This is a genomic window from Tessaracoccus massiliensis (assembly GCF_000826065.2).
Classification (GTDB): Bacteria; Actinomycetota; Actinomycetes; order Propionibacteriales; family Propionibacteriaceae; genus Arachnia; species Arachnia massiliensis_A.
This window is the reverse complement of record NZ_LN623543.1, coordinates 452,578-465,816: the sequence shown is the minus strand read 5'-3', so window position 1 is coordinate 465,816 and position 13,239 is coordinate 452,578. Positions and strand designations below refer to the sequence as shown.

The 13,239-nt window shown below is 67.2% G+C and carries 13 protein-coding genes; 9 read left to right on the top strand and 4 right to left on the bottom strand.

The features are described 5' to 3' along the window. The first annotated feature begins 7 nt into the window (after positions 1-7). The 6 genes from mtrA (at position 8) to secA (ending at position 8,381) form a co-directional block, all read left to right on the top strand. Entirely contained in the window at positions 8-709 is a 702-nt protein-coding gene (gene mtrA / locus BN1186_RS12655; RefSeq protein ID WP_040284376.1) for an MtrAB system response regulator MtrA, read from the top strand. Positions 710-761: 52 nt separating this feature from the next. Further along, on the top strand, positions 762-2,261 hold the full coding sequence (mtrB, locus tag BN1186_RS12650) for an MtrAB system histidine kinase MtrB (RefSeq protein ID WP_281278483.1): 1,500 nt from the start codon (positions 762-764) through the stop codon (positions 2,259-2,261). Next, the gene (locus BN1186_RS12645) at positions 2,258-3,952 is read left to right on the top strand and encodes an LpqB family beta-propeller domain-containing protein (protein WP_040284375.1); all 1,695 of its coding nucleotides are present in this window, start codon (positions 2,258-2,260) and stop codon (positions 3,950-3,952) included. Before mtrB ends, BN1186_RS12645 begins: the two co-directional genes overlap by 4 nt. A 47-nt stretch (positions 3,953-3,999) precedes the next feature. Continuing rightward, positions 4,000-4,662 carry a ComF family protein gene (locus BN1186_RS12640; protein ID WP_074437039.1) on the top strand — a complete coding sequence of 221 codons (663 nt, stop codon included), beginning with the start codon at positions 4,000-4,002 and terminating at the stop codon, positions 4,660-4,662. Positions 4,663-4,800: 138 nt separating this feature from the next. Next, a complete protein-coding gene (gene hpf, locus BN1186_RS12635; protein ID WP_040284373.1) occupies positions 4,801-5,415 on the top strand; it encodes a ribosome hibernation-promoting factor, HPF/YfiA family in 615 nt (204 codons plus the stop codon). Positions 5,416-5,549: 134 nt separating this feature from the next. Beyond that, positions 5,550-8,381, top strand: a complete 2,832-nt coding sequence (secA, locus tag BN1186_RS12630; protein ID WP_484421940.1) for a preprotein translocase subunit SecA — start codon at positions 5,550-5,552, stop codon at positions 8,379-8,381. Between the two features lie 4 nt (positions 8,382-8,385). Here the strand turns inward: secA and BN1186_RS12625 are convergent, their stop codons facing one another. From BN1186_RS12625 to BN1186_RS12615, 3 genes are all read right to left on the bottom strand, one after another. Further along, complete coding sequence (locus BN1186_RS12625; protein ID WP_040284371.1) at positions 8,386-8,760, bottom strand: Rv3235 family protein; 375 nt, start codon at positions 8,758-8,760, stop codon at positions 8,386-8,388. 135 nt (positions 8,761-8,895) lie between these two features. Continuing rightward, positions 8,896-10,158: a hypothetical protein gene (locus tag BN1186_RS12620; protein WP_040284370.1), complete on the bottom strand. Its 1,263-nt coding sequence runs from the start codon at positions 10,156-10,158 to the stop codon at positions 8,896-8,898. Next, complete coding sequence (locus tag BN1186_RS12615) at positions 10,155-10,496, bottom strand: cupredoxin domain-containing protein (RefSeq protein WP_040284369.1); 342 nt, start codon at positions 10,494-10,496, stop codon at positions 10,155-10,157. The genes BN1186_RS12620 and BN1186_RS12615 overlap by 4 nt, the downstream gene beginning before the upstream one ends. Before the next feature lie 49 nt (positions 10,497-10,545). Here BN1186_RS12615 and BN1186_RS12610 point away from each other — a divergent pair, with 49 nt between their 5' ends. Together BN1186_RS12610 and ku are read left to right on the top strand one after the other, a co-directional pair. Beyond that, positions 10,546-11,016, top strand: coding sequence for a DUF6912 family protein (locus BN1186_RS12610; RefSeq protein ID WP_040284368.1), 471 nt, complete (start codon positions 10,546-10,548; stop codon positions 11,014-11,016). Position 11,017: 1 nt separating this feature from the next. After that, positions 11,018-11,827 carry a non-homologous end joining protein Ku gene (ku, locus tag BN1186_RS12605; RefSeq protein WP_040284367.1) on the top strand — a complete coding sequence of 270 codons (810 nt, stop codon included), beginning with the start codon at positions 11,018-11,020 and terminating at the stop codon, positions 11,825-11,827. Here ku and BN1186_RS12600 read toward each other — a convergent pair whose 3' ends face one another. Next, complete coding sequence (locus BN1186_RS12600; protein ID WP_052460146.1) at positions 11,828-12,301, bottom strand: DUF2505 domain-containing protein; 474 nt, start codon at positions 12,299-12,301, stop codon at positions 11,828-11,830. A 73-nt stretch (positions 12,302-12,374) separates the two neighbouring features. Between BN1186_RS12600 and BN1186_RS12595 the strand changes: the two genes are divergently transcribed. Beyond that, complete coding sequence (locus BN1186_RS12595) at positions 12,375-13,229, top strand: PHP domain-containing protein (RefSeq protein WP_040284366.1); 855 nt, start codon at positions 12,375-12,377, stop codon at positions 13,227-13,229. Positions 13,230-13,239 lie beyond the last annotated feature (10 nt).

Genomic DNA, 13,239 nt, shown 5'->3' with positions numbered 1-13,239 from the left:
GGCTGGGGTGAGCGACGCCAAGAGCAAGGCCCGCATTCTCGTGGTCGACGATGACGCAGCGCTGTCGGAGATGCTGCAGATCGTGCTGCGCCAGGAGGGCTTCGAGACTGTCCGGTGCGGGACGGGCAGCGAGGCGCTGCAGGAGTTCCGTCAGTCACGGCCGGATCTGGTGCTGCTTGACCTGATGCTGCCCGGGCGCGACGGTGTGTCGGTGTGTCGCGACATCCGGGCCGAATCAGGCGTACCGATCATCATGCTCACCGCGAAGTCGGACACCTCGGATGTGGTGGCAGGGCTTGAAGCCGGTGCAGATGACTACGTGCCCAAGCCCTTCAAGGCCAAGGAACTCATCGCCCGCATCAGGACCCGGCTCCGGCGCACCAGCGGCGACATCGGCTCGGATCTGTTGACGATTGGGGACCTGACCATTTCGGTGTCGTCCCACGTGGTTAAGCGGGGGGACGCGTCGCTGTCGCTGACCCCCCTGGAGTTCGAACTCCTGCTGGCGCTGGCCCGCCGCCCCACCCATGTGTTCACCCGCGAGGCTCTGCTCGACGAGGTGTGGGGCTATCGCAACGCGGCAGACACGCGCCTGGTCAACGTCCATGTCCAGCGACTGCGGGCCAAGATCGAGAAGGATCCCGAGCATCCCGAGATCGTGATCACCGTCCGGGGCATCGGATACCGCGCCGGTGAACCCCAGGTCTGAGGCGGCTCATCCCCGCCCCTCACGCGGCCTCCGGGCCCTGTGGTGGGGCTCGCTGCCGCTACGGGTGTTGGTCACCACACTGAGTCTGTCCATGGTGTTGATGACGCTGGCGGGGATGCTGCTGATGCGGCAGGCCACCACCGGCGTGGTCGAGACCAAGCGGCAGGCCGCCCTCAACGAGGCGGTGGGCGTCTACGCGTTCATGCAGGAGCAGTTGCGCACCCCGGAGTCGCGCGGCGCAGCCATCCACGAATCGCTCAGCCGGCTCGCTGACCTGGCGGACGCGCAGGCTGCCCAGTACCGCGTGGTCATCCAAGGCCCGGCATCGAGCCTGACCTCGACGGGCATCCGGGCAGAATCGGTCCCCGCCGAGTTGCGCGAGCGGGTGGAAAGGGATGAGGGGATGTTCATCACCCCCACCCAGGTGGTGTTCTCAGATGGCGATGCGGCGCCAGAGCCGGGATGGGCCATCGGCTCGGCGCTGATCGGCGAGACGGGGGAGCGCTACCCGGTCTTCTACATCTTCCCGATGACCACCGAACTGCAGACGTTGCGCGCGCTGCGCGGAGCGGTGATCGCGGCAGGAGTCGCTCTGGTGTTGGCCCTTGGCCTCATCGCCTACTCGGTCACGGCCCAGGTGGTGCGACCCGTCCGCAGGGCCAGCACCACCGCCCTGCAGTTGGCGTCTGGTCAGTTGGGGGAGCGCATGGCGGTCAAGGGCACAGATGATCTGGCTTCTCTCGCCACCTCGATGAACCGGATGGCCGCGGAACTGCAGCAGCGCATCCGGGAGTTGGAGACGCTGTCGACACTTCAGCAGCGGTTCGTCAGCGACGTCTCGCACGAACTGCGCACGCCCATGACGACGATCAAGATGGCGGCCGATGTGTTGCACGACGCCAGGGACCACTTCGACCCCGTCACAGCGCGCTCCGCCGAACTGATGAGCGTGGAGATCGACAGGTTCGACCTGATGCTCGCCGATCTTCTGGAGATCTCCCGTTTCGATGCCGGTGCCGCGGTGCTCGCCCTCGACGAGACTGACGTTGCCGCCCTGGTCGCCGCAGAGGTCGCCGACAACGCCTCCGTGGCCGAAGCTCTCGGCGTGGAGCTTCGGTGTGAGCGCCTGACTGAGGACACCACCGCAGAGGTGGATGGCAGGCGCGTGCGCCGCATCCTGCGCAACCTCATCACCAACGCCATCGAACACAGCGAGGGTAGGCCCGTGCTGGTGCGCATTGCCGCCGACGAGACAGCCGTAGCGGTCACGGTGCGGGACTACGGGGTCGGCCTCAAGGCGGAGGACGCGGCCCGCGTCTTCGACCGCTTCTGGAGGGCGGACCCCAGCCGCACCCGCATCGTGGGAGGAACCGGGCTGGGCCTGGCGATCGCGATGGAGGACGCGCGCCTCCACCATGGGTGTCTCACGGCCTGGGGGCGCCCCGGCCTGGGTGCGCAGTTCCGGCTGACGCTACCCAAGGAGAGGGGACAAGAGCTGACCTCGTCGCCCCTGCCCGTGATTCCCGTCGACGAAGTGGAGGACCTCGCATGAAGCGGCTTGTCGCCGTCATCGCGGCACTGGTGCTCGCGCTCAGCGGATGCACCGCGATCGCCACCAGTGGGCCCGTGGAGCAGGTGCCGCTCGAGGCGCAGCCCCGCGGCATCGACGTCGCACCCGAGCCGCCGAGCGCTGACATGACACCCAGCCGCCTCGTGGAGGGCTTTCTGCAGGCGATGGCGGACCCGGAAGGCGGATACGCCATCGCGCGGATGTACATGACCAGCGAGGCCGCCGCGCAGTGGGAGCCGGAGGATGCGTTGGTCTTCGACGGCAGCGTCGTCGGGGGCGAGGGGTCTGCCGCCGTCACCGGGATGACCATCGGCCGCCTCGGCTCGGACAACCGGTACACGCCGGAGCTTGAGGAGTTCACACACGACTTCGGGCTCGTCGAGCAACAGGGCCAGTGGCGCATCAGCAACCCCCCGCGCGGCCTGCTGCTGTCGAGGTACAACTTCGAGCGGTACTACTCCCGCGTCACGCTGTACTTTATGAGCCGGGTGGGCGCACATGTGGTCCCGGACCCCATCCACCTACCCGAGGCGCTCCTGACACCCAGCAACGTACTCGAGGCGCTGTTCGACGGGCCCACCCCCACGCTCTCCCGCTCCGTCGTCAACGCCGTGCCGCGCGACGTCCACCTTGGCGAAGGGGGAGCCACGATCGACCAGAGCGGCGTGGTGACTGCCGACCTCGCGGGCCTGCCTGAGGACATGGCCGACAGCCAGCTACGCAACCTCGGCGCCCAACTCCTGTGGACCCTGACGTCGGTGCCGCGCGTCAGCGGCCTCGTGGTGACCCGCGATGACGGCAGGCCGCTGTCCATCCCGGGCGAATCAGCCAACGGAGTGTTGGAGCTGGCCACCCAGCAGGGCTACCAGGTGCTCTCCCGCGCAGCGGCAACCGACCTGTACGGGGTGCGCGACGGCAGGGTGGGCCGGGTGACGGGCCCGGACCAGTTTGTCGTGCCGCACGGAGCGCCTGGTCCAGCCTCTGACGTCGCCGTCTCCGTCGACGGCGCCAGCATCGCGTTGATCAATGAGCAACGCACAGAGCTGTCGATCGGAGGCTTGAACTCGGCGCTCGCGAAGGTCGACATCCCGTTGGCCAATCTTCGCTCCCCCCAGTTCGTGCTCGGCATGCTCTGGGTGATGGGCAACGACGCGACAGGCACGCCACGCCTGGCCACGGTGGACCGCAACGGGGGAGTCCAACTCGTCGCCGCTGACGTGGGCTCCGGCCGGATCCGTGACTTCTCCGTCTCCCCATCCAGGGCGCGCATCATCATCATCGCGGACGTCGGGGGAGAGCCCACCTTGGGCATCGCGACCCTGCTGGGCAGCAGCCCCGTGTCGGTGAGCAGATGGCAACCCATCGAGATCATCTCGCCTGATGGCGTGCCCCTGACCGATCCTGTCTCACCCACCTGGCAGGCCGAGACCTCGATCGCGGTGGCGGCCACGGGAACAGGCGTCAGGTCGGTGTTCACCAGCCTCCTCGACGGCTCTGTGGTCGAGGATCTGGGCACGGTCAACGGCGAGATCGTGGATGTGACATCGAACGTTCGTCTCGGCGGCGGCCCCATCGCGGTGACCACCAGCAGCGGACTCAGCTGGCGCTACGAGGCGCGCACCAGGTGGAGCCGCCTCACCGACGGGGTCACCGCGCTCGCCTACCCGGGATGAGCTGTGGATAACGGTGGGCCGGGGGGTTAACCGGCCATAGTGGAGGCATGAGATTCCTCCACGCCGCCGCTGACCTGCTGCTGGGAGCCGCCTGCCCAGGCTGCCGCCAGCCGGGATGGGGACTGTGCGACGGATGCCGCGCCGAACTAGAGGCCCCACCGGAGCTGATTGACCGAGGCCTCGACATCCCTGTGGTGGCTGCCTGCCAGTACCGGCCGGTGCTGGAGCACGTCATCCCCCGCTACAAGGACGACGGTGGCCTGCATCTCAGCGGCGTGCTGGGGGATCACCTGGCCCGCGCCGTCCTTGCGCTGAGCCCACCTCCGGAGTCGGTTCTCGTTCCAGTGCCTTCGCGTGCCAGCGCGGTCAGGGAGCGCGGCTTCGACCATGGGGCGCGGCTGGCAGCCAGAGCCGGGCGTCGCTGCGGGCTGCCTCAGCAGCGGCTCCTCACGCGGATCGCGGCGGGGGAGGACCAACTGGGTCTCGGGCGCGCACAACGCAGCCGTAACCTCGCGTACTCGATGAAGGCTCGCACGACTACTCGGCCGGTGGTGGTGGTCGACGATGTCGCCACGTCCGGCGCGTCTCTGAGGGAAGCGGTACGGGCGCTGAGAACTGCCGGGAACCGCGTGTTCGGGGCCGCCGTGGTAGCGCAGGCGGAGAAACTACCTCGACACTCGTGGAAACCCGGGACACCTGCTTGGAGGTAGCGGTAGCGTTGGTTCATGGAAACGCCGCAGGCCCCCGAACGCTGGGAATCCTGCGGCGTTGCCCATCCCGCCGGGATCCCCTCGGCGGTGGAACAGTCGTCACGTGGGCACCAGCCCGAAAGACAGACGGAGGATTAGATGGACATCGTCGTCACAGGTCGTCACTGCACGATCAGCCCTGAACTGAAGGAGCTCGTCTCTGAGCGGTTGGCCACCATCGAGCGATTGCGCGACCGCGTGATCCGCGTCGAGGTCGAATTCCAGGCCAACGAGGGGAAGAAGCACCCCGCCGATGCAACCACCGTCCAACTCACCCTCCGAAGCAGGGGGCCGGTGATCCGCGCCGAGGCGAACGCAGAGGACAAGACCGCGGCCTTCGAGATGGCACTCGACCGGTTGAAGTCCCAGCTACGCCGCGCAGCGGATCGACGCAAGACCCACCGTGGGCTGCGTGCCGCGACCATCTCGGAGTTCGCGCCCCCCGTCGACGAGCGCAACGGTGCTCCCGATGAGGCCGATGACGAGGTGCCCACCACGAACGTGGCAGGTCTCGTGGTCACCGGGGACGGTCCGCTCGTCGTGCGTGAGAAGGTCTTCGACGCCGAGCCGCTCACGCTGGCGCAGGCCCTCGACGAGATGGAACTGGTCGGGCACGACTTCTTCCTGTACCAGGACGCCGAGTCCGGTCGTCCGTCGGTGGTCTACCGCCGCAAGGCCTACAACTACGGAGTGATCCAGCTCAACGTCGGCTGAACTCTCTTCCACGCGCTCGCCCCGGCCGGCCAGCCGGGGCGAGCGCTCGTTTATCAAGCTTTGGCCTCTGGGTTAGGATGGCAGGCGGTGGTCGGCACCGGCCCGGCACGAAAGCGATGAGAAGGATACGCCCCGTGGGAATCATGGACTTTCTGAGCGGCCTCGGCTCCGGAGCACAACTCCGCAAGCTGCGGAAGGTGGCCGATCAGGTCAACTCCATCGAGGAGGAGTTCCAGGCCATGTCGGACGCGGAGCTCCGCGAGGAGACCGACAAGTTCCGGCAGCGACTGGCGGACGGGGAAGACATCGACCGCATTATGCCCGAGGCCTTCGCAGTGGTGCGTGAGGCGTCGGTGCGGGTGTTGGACAAGCGACACTTCGATGTTCAGCTTATGGGCGGCGCCGCACTGCACTGGGGCAATATCGCAGAGATGAAGACCGGTGAGGGCAAGACCCTCGTCGGCACGCTGCCGTCCTACCTCAACGCCCTCACCGGCAAGGGCGTCCACATCGTCACCACGAACGACTACCTGGCCAAGTACCAGTCGGATCAGATGGGCCGCATCCACCACTTCCTCGGGCTCGAGGTCGGCGCCATCCTCGCGAACATGACGCCTGACCAGCGTCGCACGGCGTACGCATGCGACATCACCTACGGCACCAACAACGAGTTCGGCTTCGACTACCTGCGCGACAACATGGCGCTGCGCAAGGCGGACATGGTGCAGCGCGAGCACCACTACGCCATCGTCGACGAGGTGGACTCGATCCTGATCGACGAGGCCCGTACCCCGCTGATCATCTCCGGCCCCGCTGAGGACAACCACGAGTGGTATCCGGTCTTCGCCAAGCTGGCGTTGACGCTGCGCCGCGACGTCGACTACGAAGTCGACGAGAAGAAGCGCACCATCGCTGTACTGGCCCCCGGCATCGAGAAGGTGGAGGACCGGCTCGGGATCGACAACCTCTACGAGTCGGCCAACACCCCGTTGATCTCCTACCTGAACAACTCCATCAAGGCCAAGGAACTGTTCAAGCGTGACAAGGACTACGTTCTCGCCGGCGACGAGGTGTTGATCGTCGACGAGCACACCGGCCGCACGCTGGCCGGGCGCCGTTACAACGAGGGCCTGCACCAGGCGCTTGAGGCGAAGGAAGGCGTCAAGATCAAGGACGAGTACCAGACGCTCGCCACGATCACGCTGCAGAACTACTTCCGCATGTACGACAAGCTCGCCGGCATGACCGGTACGGCCAAGACGGAGGAATCCGAGTTCCAGAAGATCTACGGGCTCGGCGTGATCCAGATCCCGACGAACCGCCCGATGGTCCGCGTGGACCAGCAGGACCTGATCTACCGCACGCAGGAAGCCAAGTACGAGGCCATCGTCAAGGACGTCGTGGAGCGCCACGCTCAAGGGCAGCCCGTGCTGCTGGGCACCGCGTCGGTGGAGAAGTCCGAACTGCTCTCCGCCATGCTGAAGAAGGCAAACGTCCCCCACGAGGTGCTCAACGCCAAGCATCATGAGCGCGAGGCCAGCATCGTGGCCGAGGCGGGCCGCAAGGGTGCGGTCACCGTCTCGACGAACATGGCCGGCCGAGGCACCGACATCATGCTCGGTGGCAACCCGGAGTTCCTTGCGGATCTGCAACTCCGCAAGGATGGGCTCGACCCGCAGGAGACCCCTGAGGAGTACGAGGCCAAGTGGAACGAGACCCTCAAGGCGATCGAGGACCAGGTCTCGGTCGAGCACGAGGAGGTCGTCGAACTGGGCGGCCTGTACGTGGTGGGCTCTGAGCGTCACGAGTCCCGCCGCATCGACAATCAGCTCCGAGGCCGCTCCGGCCGCCAGGGCGACCCGGGCGAGTCCCGTTTCTACCTGTCGCTCAGCGACGACCTGATGCGCCTGTTCCGCCCGGAGCTCCTGGAACGCGCGCTGCTGATGATGAAGGTCCCCGACGACGTGCCGATCGATATGAAGTCGGTCTCCAAGTCCATCGAGGGTGCGCAGAAGCAGGTCGAGGCCCAGAACTTCGAGATGCGTAAGAACGTCCTCAAGTACGACGATGTGATGAACCGTCAGCGCCACGCCATCTACGGCGACCGCCGGCAGGTGCTCGACGGTGCCGACGTGTCGTCCCAGCTGAAGGCGGCCACGGAGCGCGTTGTGGGTGCCGTCGTGCGACAGAATACCCAGGGCATCCCGGAGGACTGGGACATCGAGACGATGTTCACCGAACTCAAGACGCTCTACCCCGTGTCCATCAGCATCGACGACATCGCCGATGACCTGCCCGAGCAGGATGAACTGGTTGACATGTTCGTCAACGACGCCGAGGCGGCCTACAAGTCGCGCGAGGCTGAACTGGGCGAAGACACGATGCGTGAGTTGGAGCGTCAGGTGCTGTTGACGGTGCTGGACCGCAAGTGGCGCGAGCACCTCTACGAGATGGACTACCTCCGCGAGGGCATCGGCCTGCGGGCCATGGCGCAGCGCGACCCGCTGGTGGAGTACCAGCGCGAGGGCGGCGACATGTTCAACGCGATGATGGACGCCTTCATGGAAGAGGTGGTGGGCTACCTCTTCAACTTGGAGGTCAAGCCGCAGCCGGCTGAACCCCAGCTCAACGTGGGCCTCGTCACGAACCAGGACGGGTCGGCCGTCGGGGTCGACTCCCTGACGGCTGGAGTGGCCCGCAAGGAGGCCACCAACGTCAAGACCCCGGACATCAAGGCGCCGGAGGAGGCTCCCGAGCCTGAGCCCGCCCCCGCCCTCGCCAAGGGGCTGGAGCGCAAGCGGGACCGCAACCTGTCCTACTCCGCCCCGGACGAATCGGGGGCCGCGCAGCGCACCGGCGGTACGGTCACCAACACCGACCCGAAGGTGGGACGCAACCAGCCCTGCCCCTGCGGTTCCGGCAAGAAGTACAAGGTGTGCCACGGCCGCCCCGGCGGCGCCGCCTGACGCGTCAGGCCGCAGCCAGTAGTGCTGCCGGTTGCAGCACCGTCAACTCGGTGCAGCGCCACCTGCCGTGATGCACGTCGAGCCGGATCGCGCAACTGACGATCCGGCCGCCGCACAGCAGCGAAACCGTCGCTTCGACAGCCCGGCTGGTGGGCATCTGGGCGCGCACCGGGCCGATGGCCATGCGCCGGAAGGTGCCGGCATCGGCGTAGTCTGCCAAGCGGGTGAAGGGCGCGGCGGCCAGGAGGGGCCGCACCTGATGGAGTGCCCTGCGCCCGGCGACGGCTTCGAGGAGGACGTGGATCAGGCGCAGTGCCTGCGGCGGCGCCCCGTGCGGGTGGCTGTCCGGATGGATCCTGGTGATGCTGGGGAAACTCATGCCCTGACGCTAAGCGCCTGACTGACCCCCGGTCACGCGTCAGGAGGCAACGGACAACACCGCATGGGTAACGGACAACACCCGGGCCTGCCCGGACAACACCTGCAGGGGTTCGGACAACACCCTGTGGGCGGGCTAGCCGCCGAACATCAACAGCAGCCCGCCCGTCGTGAACACCACCATCATGGCCAGCAGCGGCAGGTGCACCCGTGCCCCGCTGGGGGCCGTGCGCAGCGCGATGTCGTGGGTCACGAGGACGCCGAGGGCGTGTCCGCCCACAATCAACACCACTTGGAGTACCGCGATGAAGGTGGGGTACAGGAACAGCGTCGTGTCCGGTGCCGCCTCGATCATGCCGAACAGGTTCCAGCCCCTGCCCAGGGGGTCACTGCTCCGGATGACGGTCCGCTGGCCCTCCAGGTAGAGCATGGTGCCGTAGTGGGACAGGGCGTACCCGACCACGAGCGGGACGAGCCCCGGTGCCAGCGCATCCATGGAGAGGCCGCGGTAGGGACGGGTGCCCAGTGCGAACAGCCCGTAGATGATGCCGATGGAGGCCAGGAGCGCCAGCGTGCTGAGTGGCCAGAGCCAGCTGTCGAGTTCCTGCGTGGCGCGCACCCACCAGGCTGTGTTGGACAGCGCATCGAACAGGGTGCCGCCCAGGAGCACGCAGGTCAGTAACGCCAGGTGGCGCGGCGCCCGCCAGGAGGCGAGGTTGCGCAGCGGGTTGATCCACATCAGCATCCCGCGTTGGGAGCGGGTCCACGGCGACAGCCGGGCGACGGTGGTGGAGTATGCCTCGAATGGATCGGCCTGCTGGATCCAGCGCTGGCCGCGCAGCAGTGCGCCCGCTACGACCCAGACCACCCAGCCGATCGCGAACCAGCGCACCACCGGCACCGTGGCGCCGCCAGGTTGCACCAGCTCCAGGTACAGGAACACGGTCAGCGCAAGGGCCGCCGGCAGGACGGACGCGGTCGAGGGGTGCGGGGCGGGTGCAGTGGCGCCGCGGAACCGCAGCAGGAGGCGCAGCGGGTTGGTGCGGCGGTAGACGTCGCCGAACAGGAGGGCGAGGGGCACCAGGCCCACCCAGAGGAGCACGTAGACGAACCCCAGCACCGGATTGTCGATCCTGTCGACGCCGAAGAACAGCGCCGCGGCCATCAGTAACCAGACGAGCGCCACGACGATGCGAAGCGTGCGGGAGAATGTAGGGGAGTCGATGAGCCTGGTCAACCGCGGAAGCTCCCGCCCCTTCTGCTCGCGGTACCTGGGCTGTTTCCAGGCGAACAGCGCCACCCAGAACGTGATGATCAGGACGATTGCGCCGCCGGCCACCACAAGCTCGAAGGGGAGCGGCAGGTCTGAGCGCGACGCGATGCCGTGCAGCGGGATCATGACACGACCACCTCGGCCCAGATGGCATCGGTTGTATGCGACTCCAGCTCATAGGTGCCGGCCATGTTCGCCGTGAACACCCACTCGATGGGCTCGCCCGGTTTCGTGAACTCCTCCAGCTCGTAGCCGTGCAGGTGGGCGTGATCCTCGATCGCCGTGGTGATCCGCATCGTGATCTCGGCGCCCAGCGGCAGCTCGATGCGTTGCGTGGGGCCCGGCGGATCCGTGATATCCAGCTCCAGCTCCACCGTCAGCGCAGGGGCGGAGGCGGGGGAGCCGCACGCGACGAGGGCGACGGCGGCGAACAGGGACACGACGAGGCGGGCGAGGTTCTTCATGGCGCCTACGAACCTACCCTGTGATGCCCGGCGCGACTACTCTGGAGGGGTGAAGCGTCAACTGGTGTTCATCCCCATCTCGTACTCTGAGCTGTCCATGCTGGCCGGCCGCCCCGCCGTCGTCGACAGGGTGGCCTACACGGTCACGCCCGAGCTGCTGGCCGAACTGGAGTACGGCCAGGATGAGATGGAGGACGCCGAGCACGCCGCGATGGTGCTGGCATCGGTCGCCGGCCTCACCGTGCACGGTGAGAGGCTGGTCGTCGTGGCAGAGGTGGATGAGGCTCAGGTCAAGCCCGGGGCAGATCCCGCCAACGGCCAGGTGGTGCTCTCGCTGTGCCCGCCCTCGGCGATGACCGCCTGGTTCGCCGAGGAACCCGGAGCCGATGTGGCCGACGCCGCGGCGATCGCCAAGGGGCTGACGATCGATCAGGCTTGGGCCCAGCCGCAGGTGCAGGCTCTCCTGGAGAACCACGACCTGCTCTGGAACGACAAGGTCGAGTACAAGGAGGGCAGCTGAGATGCCGCGCTCCATCTGGAAGGGGGCGGTCTCCTTCGGCCTGGTCTCCATCCCCGTCAAGCTGTACGGAGCTACCGAGGACCGGGACGTGAGCTTCCGGCAGGTGCACTCCAGCGACGGTGGCCGGATCCGCTACCAGAGAGTATGCGAGAAGTGCGGGGAGGTGGTGCAGTTCGCCGACATCGCCAAGGGCTACGAGGCCAGCGACGGACGCATGGCCATCCTCACGGACGAGGATTTCTCCAACCTGCCACTGACCACGCTCAAGAGCGTTGATGTAGTGCAGTTCGTCGACGAACATGAGGTCGACCCCACCTTCTTCCAGCGCACCTACTTCCTGGAGGCGGAGGCTGCGGGGCAGAAGCCGTACGTGCTGCTGCGGGAGGCGCTGGCCAAGGAGAAGAAGGTCGCCGTGGTAAAGGTGGCGTTGCGCAGCCGGGAGTCGTTGGCGCTCATCCGCGCCAAGGACGACCTGCTGTTGATGCACACCATGTACTGGCCCGATGAACTGCGCGACGGGGAGTTCGCCGCGCCGTCGGACGAGATCAAGATCTCCGATGCGGAGATCGAGATGGCCAAGCTGCTCATCGACCAACTCGAAGGCACCTTTGATCCGGAGGCCTACACGGATTCCTACCGCGAGGCGCTCCTCGAGGTGGTCGAGGCGAAGCTCGCCGGCGTCGACATGCCTGAGCACGACGACCGCTCCGCCCCCACCGGCGACGTGGTCGACCTGATGTCTGCGCTCAAGGCGTCGGTGGAGGCGGCGAAGAAGCGGCGCGAGGAGGCCTCGGCCAGCAAGGCCGGCTGATCAGCGGCTGAGCCAGTCCGCTGCCCGGCGCTCAAGGCCGGCGAAAGCCTGGCGGATGTAAGGCTCCACCTGGGCCTCCACCTTCTTGCCCACCAGCGGGATCTTGACCTTCAGGTCACCGGTGTAGCGGCCTTGGGTCGTGCCGTCACCCTGGGGCAGCATCGCCGCGTTGGCGGTGACGTCGACAGGCATGCCCGGCACGTCGACGTCCACGGTGCCATGGATGCTGCCATCGGCCTGCGGCGCCTGGAAACGGAAGGTCTGCTTCAGCTTCATCGTGCGGCCCACGAACTTGGCGATCGACTCGGGCACCGGCAGCGACATCGTCAGGATCGTGGCCTGATCGTTGATGTCGACGTCGTGTTCCGTGGCGCCGGCGTGGCGGGCTACGTCGGCGATGAAATCCTTGTTGCGGAGGAGGGCGACGACGCGCTCGGGCTCTGCTGCGTACGTGTGGGTGTAATCGAGATCCATGCCTCAAGGCTACCTGGCGTGAGACCTCCTTCAGGTAGCCCAACAGGGGTGCCGGAGTGCCTAGGATGAGGCCATGAGAATCGACCTGCACACGCACTCGCGCGTCTCGGACGGCACCGACTCGCCGACCAGCCTCGTCATGAAGGCCCTCCAGGCGGATCTGGACGTCATCGCCCTGACCGACCATGACACGTTCGGCGGCGTGCTCGAGGCGCAGGAGGCGGGCAAGCGCATCGGCGTCAAGGTGCTGTGCGGGATCGAGATGTCGACGGAGGTGGAGGGACGTCCCGTCCACCTGCTCGGCTACGGCTGCGACCCCTACGAACGCAACCTCGGCGAGGAGCTGGCCCGGATCCGCCACGGCCGGAGCCACCGGTTGCCGCTGATGGTCGAAAGGCTCAACGAGGCCGGGCTCGAACTGACCATGGATGATGTCAACCAGGTTTCCATGGGGGCCCCCGCCGTCGGGCGCCCCCACGTCGCCGATGCGATGGTCTCCAAGGGCTATGTGGCGGACCGCGACGCCGCGTTCGCTGAGTGGCTGGGGGAGGACCGGCCCGGCTACGTGAAGCGCTACGCAGCGTCCCTGGAGCGCGGGATCGAGCTCATCCACGGTGCCAAAGGCGTCGCGGTGATCGCACACCCGTGGGCGCGCCGCGGCCGGGAGGTGATCGACGCACCGTACCTGGAGCAACTCGTACGCGATTACGGACTCGAGGGCATCGAGGTCGACCACCCGGACCACGACGACGAGGCGCGCTCGCTGCTGTTCGAGATGGGGGCCCGGCTCGGGCTGGTGCGCACCGGATCCAGCGACTACCACGGGCTCGGCAAGAAGAACAACCCGCTGGGTGCCCACCTCACCCGCAAGTCCGCCTTCCGTGACCTGATGGGCCGGGTCAAGTCCAGGGGCGGCCAGATCGTCTGACGACGGGCAG